Here is a 19,986-nt window from a genome sequence, read left to right on the forward strand (position 1 = left end):
CCCGAGGACGGGGGCGCACCAGCGCCTGATGGCGGTGCCCACCGGGGTGTCGAAGTGCGTGGTGCCCGGAGGCGCGGGGGTGCCCGCCTCGGTGATCAGCGGCTCGAACTGCGAGCGGCTGAGCTCGTCGCGGCGTACCCCGTGGCAGTGGTGGTCGACGAGCGGGGCGAGCAGCGCCGCCCGCACCTGGCCGGGAACCGGGGCCGGCAGTATGTCCTCAAGCTCCATCGGCCACCTCACCCCGCTCGTCTGCCCACCGGATCGCGCCCGGCCCTCACGCCGGCGTCCGGCCTGTGGACTCTAAGGGCGCGTCCCGGTCGCGGCCGCTACTTCGTCCCCGCCTTTACCGAACCCCGGCACAGCCTCAACACGTTGGCGACGATCCGGGATCCGGCGCCCCCCTCGGCGGTGAGGATCGACTCGGGGTGGAACTGGACGGCGAAGCGGCGACCGGCGGTGTCCTCGATGGCCATGACCGCGCCGTCGGGCGTGAGCGCGGTGACCGTGAAGCCCTTCACCCCGGGCTCCTTGGCGTGCAGCGAGTGGTAGCGGGCGGCGGTGAACTCCCCCGGCAGGCCGTCGAGCAGCGCGCTCTCGCCGACCCTGGCGACCCGGCCCCTCTTGCCGTGCTCGGGGTGCGGCAGCAGCGAGAGGGTGCCGCCCGCCTGCTCGACCATCGCCTGCAGGCCGAGGCAGACGCCGAAGACGGGCAGCTCCCTGGCGTACAGGGCGCCGACGAGGTCGGAGCAGCCGAAGTCGGAGGGCCATCCGGGGCCGGGCGAGAGCACGACCATGTCGGGCGCGACCTCGTCGAGCATGGCGAGCGGGAAGCCGTGACGCAGGGTGACGACGTCGGCGCCGTGCTGGCGGAAGTAGTCGGCGAGGGTGTTGACGAAGGAGTCCTCGTGGTCGACGAGCAGGACCTTCATCCCCTCCCCCGGCCGCTCGGCCTCGGCCCGGGGCAGGGCCTCCTCCGGCGGGGCGCCGACGGCCGCGAGGGCTCCGAGCAGGGCGCTGGCCTTCAGCTCGGTCTCGCGCTCCTCGGCTGCGGGGTCGGAGTCGAACAGCAGCGTCGCGCCGGCGCGGACCGTGGCGACGCCGTCGCGGATCTGCGCGGTACGCAGGGTGAGGCCGGTGTTCATGGACCCGTCGAAGCCGAGGTAGCCGACGGCGCCGCCGTACCAGCGCCGGGCGGTCGCCTCGTGGTCCTCGATGAACTGCATCGCCCAGGTCTTGGGCGCCCCGGTGACGGTGACGGCCCACATGTGGGTGAGGAAGGCGTCGAGGGCGTCGAACCCTGGGCGCAGGCGGCCCTCGATGTGGTCGACGGTGTGGATGAGGCGGGAGTACATCTCGATCTGGCGGCGGCCGATGACCTGGACCGTGCCGGGGACGCAGACGCGCGACTTGTCGTTGCGGTCGACGTCGGTGCACATGGTCAGCTCGGACTCCTCCTTCACCGAGCTGAGCAGCGTGCGGATGGCCTCGGCGTCCTCCAGGGGGTTGGCGCCGCGCGCGATGGTGCCGGAGATCGGGCAGGTCTCGACCCTGTCGCCCTGGACGCGGACGTACATCTCAGGGGAGGCGCCGACCAGGTGCTCGCCCTCTCCGAGGTTGAACAGGAACTCGTACGGGGCGGGGTTGATCTTGCGCAGGCCCCGGTAGAAGCCGGAGGGGTCGTCGCAGGGGGCGTGGAAGACCTGCCCGGGTACCACCTCGAACAGGTCGCCGCGCCGGAACTTCTGCTTGGCGGCCTCCACGACCTCGGCATACTCCCCCGGCTCAGGATTTTTCGGGATCTGGGTGGGTGTGGGGGGAAGCGGGACGGACTCCCCGGCGCGCGGGAGGCCGCGGGTCGAGACGCCGTCGACGGTGAACTCGTAGAGGTACTCCCGGCTGGTCTCCCGCTTGCGGTCGATCACCATGACCCGGTCGGGCAGGTGCAGGACCAGGTCGCGCTGGCCGTCAGCGCGCTCGAGGGCCTGCCTGATCGGCTCGAACTGGAAGGCCAGGTCGTAGCCGAACGCCCCGTACAGCCCAAGGTGCTCGTCGTCGCCGGAGAAGGCGGCGATCACCTCGCGGATCGCGGTGAAGACCGTGGGACGGCGGCTGCGCATCTCCTCGGGCAGGATGTCCTCGGACTCGGCGACGTAGACCTCGACGTGGTCCTCGGTCGGCTCCGTGGTCGTCTTGCCGGCGGCGAGCAGGCAGGAGGCGACGGCGGGCAGCACGACCTTGCCGCGCTCGTTGAGCGCCCGCGCGGAGATCTCGCGGCCCCGGGCGACGATCTCCAGGACCGGGTCGATGTAGGCGAGGTGCCATCGGCTGTACCGGCCGGGGTACTCCATGCCGGAGGACAGCACGCCGCCGCGCCGCTCGCCGAGCGAGGAGACGACCTCCTCCAACACGGACTCGGGAACGTCGGCGGTCGTTACCTCGACTTCGATGCCGCCCGCGGTGGTATATCCGCTCGTGTCCACCCTTGCCTCGCCCTTCTGGATCTTCGATTGGCCCCGGGTGGGCATGAAAAAGGCCGCCTCCCGGGGCGGCCGTCCGAAATGAATGCGAAACACGCGCCGCCTAGGAGCGGCGCCACCACTGCGCAGGCGCAATCGTTCGCATGGCCAAATGGTAGCGGCCTCGTGGGCCCGCCGCCACTTCTTCGGCCAAGGACGCGAGGCCGGGGCGGAGGGCGGATGAGTGACATACATCACAGCGCTCGGCACGCAATAGCACTAGCATGTTACCAGTGAGTAAAGCGCTGCTTACATCAACCGGGGTATGACTCCGCTTACAGGCAGGAGCGCGCTCATGGCTCGGGTTCAGTGCAGGGTGGTCGTCCACAGGGACATGCAGGTCCCCATGCCGGATGGTGTCCTCCTGCTCGCCGACCGCTACATCCCGATCGGCGTGAGCAGCCCCCCGACCATCCTCATCCGCTCCCCGTACGGCAGGCGCGGCCTGTTCGGGCTGGCGTACGGCAGGGCCTTCGCGCGGCAGGGCTTCCAGGTGATCCTGCAGAGCTGCCGGGGCGGGTTCGGGTCGGGCGGCGAGCTCACCCCCCTGGACGAGCAGGACGACGGCCTCGCGACGGTCGAGTGGATGCGCGCCCAGCCGTGGTACGGCGGGACCTTCGCCATGCACGGCCCCAGCTACCTCGGTTACGCGCAGTGGGCGATCGCGGCGTACGCGGGCCCGGATCTGAAGGCCATGGCCACCCAGGTCACCGCGTCGCAGTTCCGTGACGCCGCCTACGTCGGCGGTTCGTTCGCCCTGGAGTCCACGCTGAGCTGGAGCACGCTCACCGCGCTGATGTCCGGGCCGCTCAGCGGCGCGGCGGTGTTCTTCGCGCCGCGCCGCACCCAGCGCGCCGTGCTGTCGGGGCGGCCGATCGGCGAGCTGGACGTTCTGGCGGCCGGCCGCCGGCTGCCGTTCTTCCAGGAGGTGCTCACCCACCACGGCGACCCGGCCGTGCCGTTCTGGAAGAAAAGGGACTTCTCCGCGACCGTGGGGGAGGTGGACGCGGCCGTCACCATGACCGGCGGGTGGTACGACGTCTTCCTGCCCTGGCAGCTCAAGGACTACATGGCCATGCGCGCCGCCGGTCGGCGGCCGTACCTCACGATCGGGCCCTGGCACCACGCCGACGTGCGGCACGGCCGCCTCGCCAACCTCGACGCGCTCGCCTGGTTCCGCGCCCACCTGCTCGGTGACACCTCCGGGCTGCGCGCCAGCCCCGTCCGCCTGTACGTCACCGGCGCGGAGGAGTGGCGCGACTACGAGGACTGGCCCGTACCCGGCACCAGACGGCGGCGCTGGCACCTGCAGCCGGGCTTCGGCCTCGGGCCGGCCAACCCGGACGGGTCGTATCCCGACCGCTTCCGCTACAACCCGGCGCGGCCGACCCCGGTCTACGGCGGTCCCACGCTGCTCGGCAACTCCGCGCCCCGCGACAACCGGCGGCTGGAGTCGCGCTCCGACGTGCTCGTCTACACCGGCGACGCGCTCGGTGAGGACCTCGACCTGATCGGCCCGGTCACCGCGGACGTCTTCCTGCGGTCCAGCACGCGGCACACCGACCTGGTGGTCCGGGTGTGCGACGTGCATCCCGACGGCACCTCGCTCAACGTGTGCGAGGGCGTGCGGCGCCTGTCGCCTGGCACGCCGCCGGAGGACGACGAGGGCGTCCGCCGCGTCGAGGTCGACCTGTGGCCGATCGCCCACCGCTTCAAGCGGGGTCACCGCGTGCGCGTGCACGTGGCGAGCGGCGCCTACCCCCGGCTGGCCCGCAACCTCGGCACCGGCGAGCCCCTCGGGACCGGCCACCTGTGCATCTCGGCCGACCAGGAGATCTTCCACGACGCCGGCCACCCCTCGGCCGTCATCCTGCCCCACGCCGCGAGCTTGAGCCCCTGACCGCACCGCGCGTCCTTTCACCTGCCTTTACGAGACGCGGGCGGCGATGTCAAGGCGCTGCGGCCGGCGTTCGGCGACCGGCCCGATACCGTCGCCGAAGTGCCCGCCCCGGAGGCGTACGGCACCCGCGACAGCACCGATGAGCTGGGCCGATGCCCCCGTGCCCGCACGGGTGGTGGCGGCGTCGCCGCTCGGCGCGCCAACAGGTCCGTTCGGCGATTGGTGAGGCGCGGGACCCCGTCGCGAAATTACGCTTCCGCACAACCGGATAACTAGCCTCATCAGGCTAGTTACGCCTCTCTTCTCCCTAGGAGAGTGTGTTGACCACGCCACCCAGCGATCAGCGCCCGGCCCGAAGCGATCGCAGCCCGTGGAACTGGCTGCTGCTCGTGCCGGTCGTCATTCCCTTGATCCCCGCCCTGTACAACGGGGACGAGCCCCGGCTGTTGGGGTTCCCGCTGTTCTACTGGCTGCAGCTCGCGTTCATCATCCTCGGCGTCGGCGCCACCACCATCGTGTACCAGGTGGGCAAGAAGCGGAGCGGGCGATGAGCGGCCACGTCACCGAGCTGGTCGTCTTCGCGATCCTGTTCGTGATCGTCAGCGGCATGGGGTTCGTCGCGGCCCGCTGGCGCCGTCCCGACGACCTGGCGACGCTGGACGAGTGGGGGCTCGGCGGGCGGAAGTTCGGCTCGTGGATCACCTGGTTCCTCGTCGGCGGCGACCTGTACACCGCCTACACCTTCGTGGCCGTGCCCGCGCTGCTGTTCGGCGCCGGGGCGACGGGGTTCTTCGCCCTGCCGTACACGATCGTGACCTACCCGCTGGTGTTCCTGGTGCTGATCCGGCTCTGGTCGGTCGCCCACGTGCACGGCATGGTCACCCCGGCCGACTTCGTCCGCGCCCGCTTCGGCTCCCCCACGCTGGCCCTGCTGATCGCGATCACCGGCCTGGTCGCCACCATGCCGTACATCGCGCTGCAGCTCGTCGGCATCGAAGCGGTGCTGAAGACCATGGGCGTCACCGGCGACCTGCCATTGATCATCGCCTTCGCGATCCTCGCGGCCTACACCTACCAGTCGGGCCTGCGCGCGCCCGCGCTGATCGCGTTCGTCAAGGACGGCCTGATCTACCTGGTCATCCTGGTGGCGATCATCTACATCCCGGGCAAGCTCGGCGGCTGGGACTCGATCTTCGACGCGGCCCGCGCCAAGTTCGACGCCACCCCCGCTCCCGGTGACGGCATCCTGCTCAACCCCAACAACCAGCTGCAGTACGTCACGCTGGCCCTCGGGTCGGCCATGGCGCTGTTCCTGTACCCGCACAGCGTCACCGGCGTCCTGGCGGCCCGCAACCGCGGGGTGATCAAGCGGAACATGTCCGCGCTGCCCGCCTACAGCCTGCTCCTCGGCCTGATCGCGCTGCTGGGCTACATGGCGATCGCCGCCGGGATCAAGCCCATCACCGCCAACGGCAAGGCGGACGCCAACACGGTGGTGCCGCTGCTGTTCGACAAGATGTTCCCCGACTGGTTCGCCGGGGTGGCCTACGCCGCCGTCGGCATCGGCGCGCTGGTGCCGGCCGCCATCATGTCGATCGCCGCCGCGAACCTGTTCACGCGCAACATCTACAAGGAGTACATCAAGCGGGACGCCACCGGCGCCCAGGAGGCGGCCGTCAGCAAGATCGCCTCGCTGGTGGTGAAGATCGGCGCGGTGCTGGTGATCCTGCTGATCGACCCGCAGTTCTCCATCGACCTGCAGCTCATCGGTGGCGTCATCATCCTGCAGACCCTGCCCTCGGTGGGCCTCGGCCTGTACACCCGGTGGTTCCACCGGGGCGGCCTGATCGCCGGATGGGCCGCGGGCATGGCGTCCGGCGTGCTGATGCTCTACAGCGTCGCGAACCCGGCGACCAACCACGCCCACTTCGGCGGCTCGGCGTTCCAGCTGTCGAAGCTGGGCCTGGACACCAAGATGACGATCTACGCCGGTTTCCTGGCCCTGGCCGTCAACCTCGTCGTCGCGATCGCCGGGACGCTGATCGCGCGGGCCGGCAAGCTCGCCGACGGGGATGACGCCACCCGGCCGTCCGACTACGTGGCCGACGAGGGCGACCCCCGCGTCCACGAGATCGAGCTGTCCGGCTCGCGCTGACAGGCGGCATCGGCGGAAGGGTGGGGCGCGAAGGTTCCCTCCATCGCGGCGACGATGACCTCCACGAGGCTCTCGACCACCTGCCGCCGGTCGACCTCGTGGTGCTCCAGCCACCAGTCGCCCGTCGTCTGGACCATGCCGACGAAGGCGTGCCCGAGGATCTGCGCGCGCACCGGGTCGGACACGGTGCCGTCGGCGGCGATGACCGTGCCGAGCTCCTCCCCCAGGCTGCGCACGATGCCGGCCATGTGGGAGTGGGTGCGGCTGTCCTCGGCGCCGGCGCGGTGGAACAGGAAGCGGTAGAGGTTGAGGTTGGCCGAGATCATGTCGAGGTAGGTCTCGATGGTGGCCCTGGCGCGGGTGCGCAGGTCGGTGCGCGCCCTCGCGAACTCGCGCCGCAGCTGCTTGATCACCGTGCGGATGTGCCTGTCGGCGAGCGCCTGGTAAAGACCGCTCTTGTCGCCGAAGTGCCGGTAGAGGATGGGCTTGGTGATGCCGGCCTCGGCGGCGATGGCCGCCATCGACGCGTGCGGGCCCTCCCGCAGGATGACCCGGTCGGCCGCGTCGAGCAGGGCCCTGCGCCGGTCGGGATCCCGCCCGCCGATCCCCGCCACGGTCGCCATGCAGGACAGCATAGGGGTACTTCACGGTCACGTACCGCTGTCGCCGGATCATGCGGTTTCTTTCCCTTATCACCACCTGATCACCTCGAAAGTGTGATCTATGCCGAGATGGCGGCGGACCGTTCCGGTAGTGTGCCGCTCGCGTGCGGCGATGGAGGTGGACGGTGGCCGAGCCTGGAGCGCCTGAGGTGTCGGGTTACGAGGTGCTCGGGATCCTCGGGCAGGGCGGTTTCGGCGTGGTGTACCGCGCCCGGCAGCTCGCCGTGCGCCGCGAGGTGGCGCTCAAGGTCGACAACCGCGTGCTGGTCTCCGAGCGCGACCGGCGCCGGTTCATGCGCGAGGTCACCTCGGCGGGCGCCCTGTCCGGTCATCCCCACGTGGCCGACGTCTACGACGCGGGCGTGCTCGCCGACGGCCGGCCGTACATGGTGCTGGAGCTGTGCCCCGGCGGGTCGCTCGCCGACCGGCTGCGCGAGGAGGGCCCCCTCGGCCCGCGTGAGGTCCGCGACATCGGCGTGCGCATCGCCGACGCGCTGGCGGCGGCGCACGCGGCCGGGGTGCTGCACCGCGACGTCAAGCCGGCCAACATCCTTGTCAACGGATACGGCATGGTGGCGCTGTCGGACTTCGGGCTGGCCACGAGCGCGCACGCCGAGGGCGACATGTCGGTCACGCGCGAGTCGCTCACCCCCGCCTTCGGGCCGCCCGAGGCGTTCGAGCTGGCCGAGCCGAGCCCGGCCGGGGACGTGTACTCGCTCTCGGCCACGCTGTACGCCCTGCTCAACGGCAGGCCGCCGCGCTTCCCCGAGAGCGGGGTGGTGAACATCGCGGTGATCATGGCGCTGCACCGCCGGCCGATCCCCGAGATCCCCGGAGTCCCGCCGGGGCTGACCGCCGTCCTGCGGGCGGGGATGGCCACCGACCGCCGCGACCGCATCCCCTCGGCCGCCGCCCTGAGGGACGCCCTGTCGTCCATTCCGGCCTCCGCTCTCCCCGCCTCGCGCGACGCGCCCGCGTCGCCGTCCGGGGTCATGTCCTCGGCGTCGTCAGCGCGCGGCGGGCCCTCCCATGCCGTGCCGGCCGGGCATCCTGGGCCATCACGTCCCGTCTCCCGGCCCCCCGCGCCGCCCTCCCGCGAAGCGCGGGGCGGGCGGCCGGCGCACGGCGGGAGGGCGGGCGCGACCGGGCCGGGGGCACGGGCCGCGGCGGCCACGCGGCCTCCCCAGGCGCCCGCGCCTGCCTCGCAGGCGGGGATGTACGTCGTGGCGGCGGGCGTGTTCGCGCTGTTGCTGGTGATCGGAACGGCCATCATGCTGCACGAGGGACAGGTTCCCGGGACCGTCGCGGTGACCGCCCCGCCGAGCGGGGGCGGGCCCGTGTCCGCGGTCCGGTCCGCCGTCGCCACGGACGTGGGCGCGGGCGAGGTGAGCACCACCACCGAGAACTGCCCGGCCGCCGCGGTCGCGGGCGCGAACGCCGCGTGCGGGCGGGTGGCCGAGTGCTGGGGGGGCATCGCCTCGATCGCCGGGTCGGTGACGGTCAAGAGGCGTGGCTGTGAGGAGACCCACTCGTGGGAGACGTTCGCCGTGGCCCGGATGCCCGTCGACACGATCACCTACGACATGCAGGACCTCGAAGGCCACCCCGTGGTCAAGAAGCTCTGCTCGATGCCGGTGCTCATCCAGTCGACGTACGGCGGGGCCAAGGCGATCGCCCCCGGCAAGTGGATGGTCTCGGTGCTGCCGCCCAGCCCGGAGGCCTTCAAGCAGGGGGTCCGGATCTACCGGTGCGTGGGCGGCGTGATCGGCCGGGACCGGCCGGGCACGTACTTCAGACCCCTGAGCTGAGGTACACGCCCGGCCGTCGTGTCAATCGCCGCGAGCGAGGTTCGGCAGATCGGTGTGCCCGCGAACGGGCTGGGCGGCGCGGCGCACTGACCCGGGATCGGCGCGACGCGCCGGGTGATCGACTGGAAATCACTGGAACTCCAGGGAACTGTTGGTACGCTCCGGGCGTGAGTGAAACGCTGGACGATCTCGAGGAGCGCATCAACGCGCTCCGCGGTGAGATCCGGCAGGCCATGCGGGCCCGCGAGAGCATCCTCGCCAGGTCGCTGCGCGCCGACCTCCGAAGGGCCGAGCGGGCGTGGGACCAGGCGCTCGCCGCCCACGATCCCGCCCGCGAGGAGGAGGACGAGCCGCCGCCCGGTTCGCTGCTTCCCGTGCGCGAGCAGGTCCACCAGGCGCTCACCCTGCTCGGCGTGCCCGCCGCCGCCAAGATGATCGTGGCGGTGCACGGCGCCCTGCGCGCGGGCTCGCTCAAGGGCCCCCAGCTCACCAGCCTGCGCAGGGACGAGGAGCGGTCCTTCCGCACCTCGCCGTTCGCCCGGCCGTACTACCTGTGCGCGGCTCTGACCGATCGGCTCTCCGCCTCCCGCGGGCTGCTGGCCGTCAGCACCTGGCCGCTCGAGCAGCGGGTCGTCGGGCCGCTGAGCCCGCGTGTCGACTTCCTGACCACCGTGATCCGCGTGGCCGGGCACATCATCCGGCTGGCCGAGACCGGCGAGCCGCCCCCGCCGAGCGCGCGGCGGCTGCTGTCGCGGCTCGCGCAGAACGTCCCCGGCTCGGCGCCCGACCCCGTGATCGTGGTCAAGGCGGCACGGGCGGAGCTGGAGATCCACGCCGCCGCCGACGCCGCCGCCCGCGCGGAGATCGCCGGCCGCGCGCGCGACCGGCTGCGCGACGCCGAGCGCCTGTTCGGCGGCACCGTGCTGACCCTGGCCCAGAGAGAGGCGTGAGGTGGACCGACTCGACCGGCTGCGCGGCCCGGTGCCGCCGCGCCCCCACGACGCGCGGGCCATCGCCGCCCTGGCGGCCAACCCCGGATGCGCGCGCCGCGCCGTGCTCGACGCCGCCGGCATCGACAAGGACGCGACCGCGACCCATCTGGGCTTCCCCGCGCCCTTCGGCCAGTCCCCCTTCGCCATCACCCGGGGCAACGTCTTCGAGGCGCTGGTCAAGGAGAGCGGCTGCGCCGAGTTGCTGAGGCTGCTCCGCGAGCTCCTCGGCCTGCCGATCCCGCTCGCGGCCTACACCGACCTCGGCGACATCGGCGGGAACCCGTCCGCGCACCTGCGCCACTCCCACACCCGCAAGCTCATCGACAGGGCGGCCCGCGACAGCGACGACGCGGGCACGCTCTACGACCATCCGCTGCTGCGGCTGGACATCGCGGGTCACAGCGCCTACCTGGAGCCCGACGTCGTGACGTTCCGGCTGGGGGGCCGGTTCCACATCGTGGAGATCAAGTCGTTCGCCGTCGTCGACGGGCAGGCCGAGCCGGAGAAGGTCGCGGCGGCGGCCCGCCAGGCCGCCGTGTACGTGCTGGCGCTGAGGAACCTTCTCGAGGAGCTCGGCCACGACCCCCGGCGGGTGTCCCACGACGTCGTGCTGGTGTGCCCGGAGAACTTCGCGAACCGCCCGGCCGCGACGCTGGTGGACGTGCGCAGGGAGCTCGCCGTGCTCAGAAGGCAGCTCGCCCGCATGACCCGGGTGGGCACGATCGTGGACGCGCTGGAGCCCGAGCTGACCTTCGACCTGGCGCCGGACGCCGATGGCGTGCCGACCCGCCCGGTTGCGGAGCTCCGCGACGCGGTGCGCGGCGTCGACGCCCGGTACGCGCCCGACTGCCTGTCGACCTGCGATCTGTGCTTCTTCTGCAGGGACGAGGCGGCGGGCGGGGGCTCGACCGACCTGCTGGGACGGCAGGTCCGCGACGCGCTCGGCGGGATCGCGACCGTGACCGAGGCCCTCGGCCTCGCCGACGGCTCGCTCACCCCCGGCGAGGGCCAGGAAGAGATCGCCCGCCTGCTCCGCCTCGCCGACCGCATCTACGCGGAGGTGTCGTGAGCACGACCGTTCACGGAGGTCGGCGACCATGCTGAGCCTTGCGTCCGCGGAGGCGCCGTGAGCACGCTGGCCGCGCTCGCGCGCCTGCGCGCCGTCCAGACGGGTACGGCGCGGCGGCTCGCGACCGTGCGCCACTGCCACCTGTCCGAGCGGCCCATGGTGTTCATCCCGCTCCGGCTGGCGGGTGAGGCGGCGGCTCCGCTGGCCGCGATGGCGGGCACCGATCCCGCCCATCCCCGGCTGCTCGTGGTGCCCCAGCCGCGCGACCGCGACCTGCGGTTCGCCTTCACCGCCGAGCTGGCCGAGATCCTCCTGCCGTACGTCGAGGGCCTGCAGAAGGCGACCGAGACGGTGGAGCGGCGCGGCGCCGAGCCGTACGAGCGCTGCGTCGACGCCCCGCAGCTGATCGTCCCCAACCGGAGCGCCGTGGCCTTCGTCCACATGCTCGGGCGCTCGACCCGCTTCCGCCGCGCGGAGGGGCCGTACGCCGTGCACCCGTCGGTGCCGGTGCTGGGCCGGTGGCTGACGTTCCTGGCCCAGCGTGCGCAGTACCCCGGCTCGGCCCTGCTGCTCGCGGCGACCGAGGCGCTGTCCCTGCACTGGGCGACCGGGCAGAGCGCGCTGGAGGACGCGAACCTCGCCTCGCTGGTGAGCTGGATCGACCCGCCGCCGGGCATGAGCGGAGCGAGCGCCGCCCGGGAGGCGGAGGATCCCCTGATCTGGCCGCCGGCCGGACCGGCCACCGACCCCGGGTTCGACACCGAGGTGCTCGCGCCGGCCATCCGGGCGTACGAGGAGACGCGCGGCGAACGCGCCGCCGCCCGGGTCGGCGAGGCGGTGCGCTCCCAGCTGGAGCCGACCTGGCGGCTGATGTGGCGGGCCATCGGCCTGCTCGGCACGCTGCCCGCCGGGCCGGGCACCGCCGCGCGCTGGGAGGCCGACCGGGCCTCCTTCACCAACTTCGCCGCCCAGCTCGCCGAGGGCGGCCCTCCCCAGCCCAAACGCGACAGCGCGGTCGGCGCCGCGTCGCGGCTCGCCCGCATGGAACGCGCCCGCGCCTCCTATGACGCCCAGCGGGCCTACGACGATCCCCTGGTCATGGCCGCGTACCGCCTGACCGGCGAGGCCTTCACCGGCACGGTCCTCGCCACCGATCCCGACCGCACCGAGGGCGAGGGCCGGGGGCGCAAGCTGCGGCCGCTCCTCACGGTGCGCACCGGCGATCCGGTACGGCTCGCGCCCGGCACGCGGCTCGGCACGCCCGAGCGGCGCGGCCAGCAGGCCGAGGTCGTCGAGATCACCGGCGAGCAGGTCACGTTGAAGATCGTCAAGGGCATGGGGCGCGGCAAGGCGGCGACGCCGGGCGCCGTGCCGGAGGTCGGCGAGCGCGTGTGCTACGCCGCCCTGGCGGACGAGTTCCAGCCCCCGGCGAGCCTGCCCGCGCCGGAGGACACCCCGTGGACGCACGGCGGTCCCCCGCCGGAGCACGTCCCCGAGGACGAGCCCGAGGAGGAGTGGTCATGAGATCGCGGGGTTCGCGCCCGGCCTGGCGGCGCCCATGACCGGGAACGACGTCTCCCCGGCGGTGGAGGCGGCCACCGTGGTCGAGGCCGTGCTCGCCGACCTCCCCCGCCACCGCGGTGTGGTCGTCGACTCGCCTCCGGGCGCGGGCAAGTCCACGCTGGTGGTGCGGGCCGCCGGGCACCTCGCCGCCACCGGCGAGCCCCTGATGATCATCGCCCAGACCAACGAGCAGGTGGACGACCTGATCGTCCGGCTGGCGGCCGAGCACCCTGACCTGCCGATCGGCAGGCTCTCCGCCGCCGACTACGCCGTGCCGCAGCGGGTCGTGGACAAGGCGAGCGTCGGCACCAAGCTGCCCGACCTCGGCGACCCGGCGGTGGTGGTCGCCACCGCCGACAAGTGGGCCTGGATCGGCGACCGCAAGTGGCCGTGGGCGATCGTGGACGAGGCCTACCAGATGCGCTCGGACAAGCTGCTGCGCATCGCGGGGCTGTTCGAGCGGGCGCTGTTCGTCGGCGACCCGGGCCAGCTCGACCCGTTCTCGATCGTGGACGGCGACCGCTGGGCGGGCCTCTCCTGGGATCCGCTGCAGAGCGCGGTGGCCGTGCTCCTGCGACACAATCCCGACCTTCCGGTCCACCGGCTCCCGGTGTCCTGGAGGCTGCCCGCCTCGGCCGCCCCCGTGGTGTCGGAGGCGTTCTACCCCTACACCGGGTTCAAGGCCGGCACCGGACCGGGCGACCGCGGCCTGTCGTTCGCGGCGGGCGGCATGCGCACGGCGTACGACGTCGCGCTGGAGGAGGCCGCCGCGTCCGGCTGGGCGCTGTACGAGCTGCCGAGCCGGCACACGGTGCGCACCGACGCCGAGGCCGTCCAGGCCGTGGCCGTGCTGGCGGCGCGGCTGCTGCAGCGCGCGCCCGTCACGCGCTCCGAGCGGGGCGAGCATCCGGTCTCGCCCGACCGTGTCGCGATCGGCGCGGCGCACCGCGACCAGGTGGCCGCGATCCAGGCCGCCGGCCTGCCCGACGGGGTGACCGTGGACACCGCCAACCGCCTGCAGGGCCGCGAGTACGACGTGACGATCGTGCTGCACCCGCTCTCGGGGCGCAGGGACGCGACGGCCTTCCACCTGGAGTCCGGACGGCTGTGCGTGCTGACCTCGCGCCACCGGCACGCCTGCGTCGTGGTGGCCCGCGCGGGCATCCCCGAGTTGCTCGACGCGCACCCGTCCTCCGAGACGGTGCGGCTGAACGTCCCGGTGAAGTTCCCCGACGGCTGGGAGGCCAACCAGGCGGTGCTCGCCCACCTCGCCAAGCACCGCGTCGAGGCGGCGCCGCTCCGGTGACCGCGACCCGCCGATCCGGCCGGTCGTGGCCGCCGGAGCGGCCCTTGGGTCAGCCCCAGATCTCCTCGGCGGTCTCCACGATCAGGCGGAGCTTGGCGAACTGCTCCTCCCGGGTCAGGGCGTTGCCCTCGACGGTGGAGGAGAAGCCGCACTGCGGCGACAGGCAGAGCTGGTCGAGGTCCACGTACTTCGCCGCCTGGTCGACCCGGCGCTTGAGGTCGTCCTTGGACTCCAGCGCCCCGCGCTTGGTGGTCACCAGGCCGAGGACCACCGCCTTGTCCTTCGGCACGAACCGCAGCGGCTCGAACCCGCCCGAGCGCTCGTCGTCGAACTCCAGGAAGAACCCGTCCACGGCCAGCTCGCCGAACAGGGCCTCGGCCACGAAGTCGTAGCCGCCCGAGGCGACCCAGGATGAGCGGAAGTTGCCCCGGCACATGTGCGTGGTGACCGACAGCCCTTCCGGCTTGTCCGCGAGGGCGTCGTTGATCTGCCTGATGTAACGGAGGTGCAGGTGCTCGGCGTCGTCGCCGCGACCGGCGATCTCGGCACGCTGGTCGGGGTCGTTGAGGTAGGCGAGGCTCGTGTCGTCGAACTGCAGGTAGGTGCACCCGAGCTCGGCCAGGCGCCGCACCTCCTCGGCGTAGGCGGCGCTCAGGTCGCTCCAGAACCCCTCCATGTCGGGGTAAAGGCCCGGGTCGATGGACGCCCGGCCGCCCCGGTAGTGGACCATGTTCGGCGAGGGGATGGTGAGCTTCGGCGTCGCGGTGCCCACCTGGTCGCGCAGGAAGGCGAAGTCGTCGCCGAAGATCGTCTCTTCGAGGCTCACCCTGTCGTGCACCCGCATCGCGGCGGGGGCGAACTCGATGACGCCCTGCTCGTTGCGGAAGCGCACGTTGATGTGCTCGTCCGCCTGGCCGACGCCGCCGAGCCGGTAGATGAAGTCCATGTGCCAGGACGCCCGGCGGAACTCCCCGTCCGTCGCCGAGCGCAGGCCGGCGTCCTCCTGGGCGCGTACGACCTCGCGGATCGCCTCATCCTCGATCTCCCTTAACCGCTCGGCGGGCAGGGAGCCGGCCGCGAAGCTCGCGCGGGCCTCCAGCAGGGCGGGGGGGCGGAGCAGGCTGCCAACGTGGTCAGCGCGAAACGGGGGCTTTGTCCGCATGGCGATCCTCCAGAAGATCGGTACGAATCCGTCCTATCAGCTTTCGGGCGGTTTCGCTGTGTCGTTGGAGGAGCGTGTCACCAGACCCCCGGCCGTCCCCCGCCCCTGATGACCGCCGCACGGCCGTCCCACTGGCCCATGACCGGGCGCCCGTCGCGCCTGGCCTGGGCGGGACGGGCCACGGTCTCCCGCTCGCCGCTGGTCGCCGGGCGGCCGTCACGCCGGGCCGCGAGACCTTCCCGCCGGGCGGGAGGGGCCTCGGCAGGGACGCCCTCCACACGGCCCGCGGCGGGCGCGGGACCTTCTGGCCGGTAGGCCGCGCCGACCTCCGGTTCGGGACTCGTGGTCGAGGCCATCAACGCCAGGCAGATCAGCGTCATCACCGCGATCAGTATCAGGGCGAGTCCCGTGAGCATCAGAACGGCCAGCAACGTGTAGGCCGCGCCGATGAGCGCCATCATCGCCCATCCTCCTCTTGTGTTGTCGCGGTGGACACGTGCCCTGGATGAGCGCGCTCACACTTCTCTCTGCGCAGGTGAAAGTAGTGATTCTCCTGCATGCGGAGGGTGCTGCGCACACCGGCGGGGCCCATGTGACGGGGCTGACGCTCCGGGGTCACGACCCCGGCATGCCGTCCAGGCGGCGCAGTATCACGCCCTCGCGCAGCGCCCAGGGACAGATCTCCAGCTCGGGCGTGTCGAACAGGTCCATCGTGGCCTCGGCCACCACCGCGCCCGCCAGGAGCTGCGGCGCGCGGCCGACCGAGACCCCGGGCAGGCCGGCGCGCCGGGCGTTGCTCATCGTGACGAGGCGCTCGGTCCACCGCGACAGATCCTGGCGGTCCAGCACCCGCTTGACGTAGGACCCCTCGCCCGACGGAGCGGCCCCGGCGATGCGGGCGAGCTGCTTGAACGTCTTGGACGTGGCCACCGCGTGGTCCGCACGGCCGTACTTCACCACGTCGCCGACGATCCTGCCGATCTCCGCGCGGACCTGCCTGCGCATGCCGCGCACCTCCTCGGCGGGGGGCGGGTCGGCGCTGAACCACCTGCGCGTCATCCGCCCCGCGCCGATGGGAAGGGAGATCGCCACGTCCGGCGCCTCCTCCATCCCGGAGGCGATCTCCAGGGAGCCGCCGCCGATGTCCAGCACCAGCAGCCTCCCCGACGACCAGCCGAACCAGCGCCGCACGGCGAGGAACGTCAGCCGCGCCTCGTCCTGCCCGGACAGGACCTGGACGTCCACGCCGGTCGCGGACCGCAGGCGGCCGAGGACGTCCTCGCCGTTGACCGCCTCCCGCACGGCCGAGGTGGCGAAGGCCATGATGTCCTCCACCCCCTTGTCCTCGGCGATGCGCAGGGACTCCTCGACGAACCGCATCAGATCGCGCTCGCCCTCGGGGGACAGCTTGTCGCCGTCGTGGAGGTGCTCGGCCAGCCGGAGCTCGGCCTTGTGCGAGTACGCCGGCAGCGGCTGGGCCCCCCTGTGGGCGTCCACCACCAGGAGGTGCACCGTATTGGAACCAATGTCCAGGACACCAAGTCGCATGAGCAGACGCTACTACCCGCGCTGAACCACCCTGAAGGATCCCTCCCCCGGTTTGAGTAGGGGACTACTCATGCGCCCGCCGCCGGGGCGGCGGAACCTGGACGGTGTCCACCCATCACGCGTTCACCACCGGCGGCGGCCCATGAGCACGATCCACCATCCCGACACGGCCAAGGCCCGGCAGACCGACGCCGCCACGCGGCGGTACGCGGAGACCACGGGCCCCCGCGAGGCCAACCTGCGCCGGCGCCGGGCGGAGGGCCTGACGATCCTCGACGGGGAGCACCAGCTCGCCGCCCGCGCGCAGCGCCTCCTGCGCCGGGGCGACCTGCCCGTCGCCGCGGTGGCCCGCGTGGTCGCGGAGGGGGTGCCCTCCGGCCCCCGCCTGCTCGAACAGATCATCGGCGAGTCCAGCGAACTCCAGGCGGTGAACTTCCTGGCCCGAGGGACGCGCGCCGCCGCGACGGTGGCCAGGATCTCGCTGAACGACGGCGGGCGGCTCCTCCCACGGGGAACGGCTTTCCTGGTCGCCCCGGCGCTGCTGATGACCAACAACCACGTGCTGGCGAACCAGGAGAGCGCGCGCGATCTGGTCGTGGAGTTCGCGGCCGAGGTCAACCTCGACAACGAGCCGGCCGTCCCGGCGCGGTTCCGGCTCGACCCGGAGGCGTGCTTCCTCACCGACCAGCATCTGGACTTCACGCTGGTCGCGGTGAGGACCGGCCCCGACGGCCGGCGGGCGGGAGAGGTGTTCGGCTGGAACCGCCTCGTCGCCCAGCAGGGGAAGGTCGTCATCGGCGAGCCGGTCAACATCGTCGGGCATCCGAGCGGGCGGCTGAAGGAGATCTCCATCCGGCACAACGAGCTGTCCATGCAGCTGGACGACTTCCTGCACTACACCAACGACACCGAGCCGGGCAATTCCGGCTCCCCGGTCTTCAACGACCAGTGGGAGGTCGTCGCCCTCCACCACTCCGGCATCCCGCGCCTGGACGAGCAGGGCCGCTGGATCCGCAAGGACGGGCAACCCTGGGCGCCGGGGGACGGCGACGACGCCGTGGACTGGGTGGCCAACGAGGGCGTGCGGGTCAGCGTGATCCTGGCCCGCCTCGCCCAGCTGCGGCCGGCCGCGCCGGTCCAGGCCCTGCTGGCCGAGATGGGCCCCGCGGCCGGGCTCACCGCCTCCCCCGCCTGGACAGAGGCGCTCGGCGCCACCGCCGGGACCTCGAAGGTCTCCGGGCTGGCGGGCAGGCCCTCGGCCTTCGGAGGCACGGGCCGCCTGGTCTTCGTCCACGGGCGCAGCCAGGAGGGCAGGGACCCCGAGGCCGTCCGCCGGGAGTGGACCGCCGGGCTGAACAAGGGCCTCACGCTGGCGGGCTCTCCGCTGGTGGACCCGGCCGATGTGTGGCTCCCGTTCTACGGCGACCGCTTCCACGACGCGATGACGGGCCTGGAGTCCGCGCCGGTGCTCGCGGGGGCGGTGACCGACAACGTCGCGGCGGCCCTGGCCCCGTCCTCCCCCACGACCCGGCTGCTGTACGAGCAGCTGATCGCCGAGGCGGCCGCCAAGGCGCGCATGCCGGCCGACAGCGTGAGCGAGGGGCTGACCACCCCGCTGCAGCGGATGCTGAGCTGGCTCGCGGCCACCACCAACCTGGACCGGTTCCTCATCGCCAAGATCTTCCGCGACGTCGCGGCCTACCTCGACAACCCGGACATCAGGCGCACGGTGCTGGACGCGGTGTGCGAGACGCTTCCCGCCTCGGGCCCGATCGTGCTGGTCACCCACAGCCTCGGCACGGTGGTGGCCATGGACCTGCTCACACGGCTCCCCGCCACGCTGGAGGTGCCTCTCCTGGTCACCGCGGGAAGCCCTCTGGGCCTCGACAGCGTGTACACCCGCCTGCTCTCCGGCGGCCCCCACAGCCCCGCCCAGGTGACCCGCTGGCTCAACGTGTGGAGCCCGGCCGACCCGGTGGCCATCGGGTGCCCGCTGCGCGACGACTGGACCGGTCCCCTGGAGGAGGCGGCCGTGGACAACCCGCTGGAACGGGCCCACCTGATCGAGGAGTACCTCGCCCACCCGGCCATCGCCCAGGCCATCCGCGAGACCCTCACCTGACCGCCGGCGACCTCCTCCACCAGCCGCGAAGGAGCCCGAGGCTCACCGTGGACCGGCCCGGCTCACCGTGAACCGGCCCCGCCGCGGCGTCTCACCGACCCAGGGGGAAGACGTCGTCCTCGCGCCACCGGGGCCCGTCCTTGACGAGCAGGGTCACCGCGCCCGCGTGGGCCGCCAGCGGAAGCCCTCCCGCGACTCCGCGCTCGGCCGCGCCGAGCGTCGGGTCGTCCACCCCTTCGGCCACGGTCAGGTGCGGGACGATCTCGGTGAACCTGCCCCCGTACGGCGGAGCCTCCGGCCAGCGCGCCACCACGGCCTCGGTGAGGAGCTGGAACGGACCGGGCGGATCAGGGGCGAGGTAGAGCACCTCGGAAAAGTGCCCGCACCGGTCGAACCGCAGGTCGAACGGCCGGTGCGCGGAGAACAGCTCACGCAGCGACTCCCTGGTGGCGTCGCCGATCAGCCGCAGGTCCAGGAACGGATACACCACGGTGACGTGCGCCGGAACCCCGAGGGCGGCGGACGAGTCGTACCGGCGGCGCCATACGCCGACGACGGGCTCCGCCTCCGGCAGCACCACGACGAGCGCCGACTCCCCCGTCCCCGCCATCTCCCCGCCTCCCTCGCCTGAAGCCGATCATCTCCCATCGCACACGACTCGAAAAGGTGATCAGGACGCGCGCGCCACCCGGTCGCGGAGGAAGCCGCGGGCCTGCTTCGAGTGGGTCTCGTACCCGAGCTCGACGGCCACAGCGGCTGCCCGGGGTGGTCAGCCGCCGAAGGCGACCACGGCGATGGACACCACCAGGAATACCGCACCTATGCCCGCGAAGACCATCCCTATGAGGTTTCCGCCCAGCAGGCTGTCCACGCGCATGCGGTCCGGCCGGGCCGGGTCGTACAGGACCGTCACCTGGCCGCCGACCTGACAGCATCAGCCCGGCGCCGATGCCACCGAAGATCAGGGCGACGAGGCCGAAGGCGAGTACGAGCCAGGCACTGGTGGACACACGAACTCCTTGTTCCGGAGGGACGCGCCAACGCTAGGAGCCCAGCCTCGCGGACGGCTTGCCGGGCTCTTGACGGCCCGCCGCATCCGGGCGGCTCCGGCCCCTTCGACGGCTCCGTCCGCTCGTGGCGCGTTCGCACGCCGGGACGCGACGGCGGCCGTGACCACGGTGGT

15 protein-coding genes and 2 pseudogenes are annotated in these 19,986 nt (G+C 72.6%); 9 read left to right on the top strand and 8 right to left on the bottom strand.

Translation table 11 applies throughout. The features are described from left to right. Positions 1-228, bottom strand: a pseudogene (locus tag AB0O34_RS31385) (amidohydrolase); the annotation flags it as partial. 98 nt (positions 229-326) lie between these two features. Beyond that, positions 327-2,525: an anthranilate synthase component I gene (locus AB0O34_RS31390; RefSeq protein WP_363921615.1), complete on the bottom strand. Its 2,199-nt coding sequence runs from the start codon at positions 2,523-2,525 to the stop codon at positions 327-329. Between the two features lie 286 nt (positions 2,526-2,811). On the opposite strand from AB0O34_RS31390, the gene AB0O34_RS31395 reads away from it, so the two are divergent. The 3 genes from AB0O34_RS31395 to mctP all read left to right on the top strand — a co-directional run bounded on the left by AB0O34_RS31395 (position 2,812) and on the right by mctP (position 6,571). Beyond that, positions 2,812-4,416 carry a CocE/NonD family hydrolase gene (locus AB0O34_RS31395; RefSeq protein ID WP_363921617.1) on the top strand — a complete coding sequence of 535 codons (1,605 nt, stop codon included), beginning with the start codon at positions 2,812-2,814 and terminating at the stop codon, positions 4,414-4,416. A gap of 317 nt (positions 4,417-4,733) precedes the next feature. Then, positions 4,734-4,967 (top strand): DUF3311 domain-containing protein, encoded by a 234-nt coding sequence (locus tag AB0O34_RS31400; protein ID WP_363921619.1) that lies wholly within the window; start codon positions 4,734-4,736, stop codon positions 4,965-4,967. Further along, positions 4,964-6,571, top strand: a complete 1,608-nt coding sequence (gene mctP, locus AB0O34_RS31405; RefSeq protein ID WP_363921621.1) for a monocarboxylate uptake permease MctP — start codon at positions 4,964-4,966, stop codon at positions 6,569-6,571. The genes AB0O34_RS31400 and mctP overlap by 4 nt, the downstream gene beginning before the upstream one ends. On the opposite strand, the gene AB0O34_RS31410 is transcribed toward mctP, so the two are convergent. After that, positions 6,511-7,194, bottom strand: coding sequence for a TetR family transcriptional regulator (locus AB0O34_RS31410; protein ID WP_363921623.1), 684 nt, complete (start codon positions 7,192-7,194; stop codon positions 6,511-6,513). The two genes, mctP and AB0O34_RS31410, sit on opposite strands and share 61 nt — an antisense overlap. Positions 7,195-7,358: 164 nt before the next feature. On the opposite strand from AB0O34_RS31410, the gene AB0O34_RS31415 reads away from it, so the two are divergent. From AB0O34_RS31415 to AB0O34_RS31435, 5 genes are all read left to right on the top strand, one after another. After that, the gene (locus AB0O34_RS31415; RefSeq protein ID WP_363921625.1) at positions 7,359-9,041 is read left to right on the top strand and encodes a protein kinase; all 1,683 of its coding nucleotides are present in this window, start codon (positions 7,359-7,361) and stop codon (positions 9,039-9,041) included. A 167-nt stretch (positions 9,042-9,208) separates the two neighbouring features. After that, positions 9,209-9,991: a hypothetical protein gene (locus AB0O34_RS31420; RefSeq protein WP_363921627.1), complete on the top strand. Its 783-nt coding sequence runs from the start codon at positions 9,209-9,211 to the stop codon at positions 9,989-9,991. A 1-nt stretch (position 9,992) separates the two neighbouring features. Continuing rightward, positions 9,993-11,102 carry a hypothetical protein gene (locus AB0O34_RS31425; RefSeq protein ID WP_363921629.1) on the top strand — a complete coding sequence of 370 codons (1,110 nt, stop codon included), beginning with the start codon at positions 9,993-9,995 and terminating at the stop codon, positions 11,100-11,102. Between the two features lie 57 nt (positions 11,103-11,159). After that, positions 11,160-12,626, top strand: coding sequence for a hypothetical protein (locus AB0O34_RS31430; RefSeq protein WP_363921631.1), 1,467 nt, complete (start codon positions 11,160-11,162; stop codon positions 12,624-12,626). 34 nt (positions 12,627-12,660) lie between these two features. Next, positions 12,661-13,971 carry an AAA family ATPase gene (locus tag AB0O34_RS31435; protein WP_363921633.1) on the top strand — a complete coding sequence of 437 codons (1,311 nt, stop codon included), beginning with the start codon at positions 12,661-12,663 and terminating at the stop codon, positions 13,969-13,971. A 49-nt stretch (positions 13,972-14,020) separates the two neighbouring features. Here AB0O34_RS31435 and AB0O34_RS31440 read toward each other — a convergent pair whose 3' ends face one another. The 3 genes from AB0O34_RS31440 to AB0O34_RS31450 all read right to left on the bottom strand — a co-directional run bounded on the left by AB0O34_RS31440 (position 14,021) and on the right by AB0O34_RS31450 (position 16,645). Continuing rightward, positions 14,021-15,133 carry a 5-methyltetrahydropteroyltriglutamate--homocysteine S-methyltransferase gene (locus AB0O34_RS31440; protein WP_363921635.1) on the bottom strand — a complete coding sequence of 371 codons (1,113 nt, stop codon included), beginning with the start codon at positions 15,131-15,133 and terminating at the stop codon, positions 14,021-14,023. A 77-nt stretch (positions 15,134-15,210) separates the two neighbouring features. Next, the gene (locus AB0O34_RS31445; RefSeq protein ID WP_363921636.1) at positions 15,211-15,594 is read right to left on the bottom strand and encodes a hypothetical protein; all 384 of its coding nucleotides are present in this window, start codon (positions 15,592-15,594) and stop codon (positions 15,211-15,213) included. Between the two features lie 154 nt (positions 15,595-15,748). Next, the gene (locus AB0O34_RS31450; RefSeq protein ID WP_363921638.1) at positions 15,749-16,645 is read right to left on the bottom strand and encodes a Ppx/GppA phosphatase family protein; all 897 of its coding nucleotides are present in this window, start codon (positions 16,643-16,645) and stop codon (positions 15,749-15,751) included. Positions 16,646-16,823: 178 nt separating this feature from the next. Between AB0O34_RS31450 and AB0O34_RS31455 the strand changes: the two genes are divergently transcribed. Next, entirely contained in the window at positions 16,824-18,803 is a 1,980-nt protein-coding gene (locus tag AB0O34_RS31455; protein ID WP_363921640.1) for a serine protease, read from the top strand. 91 nt (positions 18,804-18,894) lie between these two features. Here AB0O34_RS31455 and AB0O34_RS31460 read toward each other — a convergent pair whose 3' ends face one another. Further along, positions 18,895-19,413 carry a 2'-5' RNA ligase family protein gene (locus AB0O34_RS31460; protein WP_363921642.1) on the bottom strand — a complete coding sequence of 173 codons (519 nt, stop codon included), beginning with the start codon at positions 19,411-19,413 and terminating at the stop codon, positions 18,895-18,897. Positions 19,414-19,572: 159 nt separating this feature from the next. Continuing rightward, positions 19,573-19,719 (bottom strand): annotated as a pseudogene (locus AB0O34_RS31465) (DUF3592 domain-containing protein); the annotation flags it as partial. Positions 19,720-19,986 lie beyond the last annotated feature (267 nt).

Origin of the sequence: Sphaerisporangium sp. NPDC088356 (genome assembly GCF_040685555.1) — a bacterium.
GTDB lineage: Bacteria > Actinomycetota > Actinomycetes > Streptosporangiales > Streptosporangiaceae > Sphaerisporangium.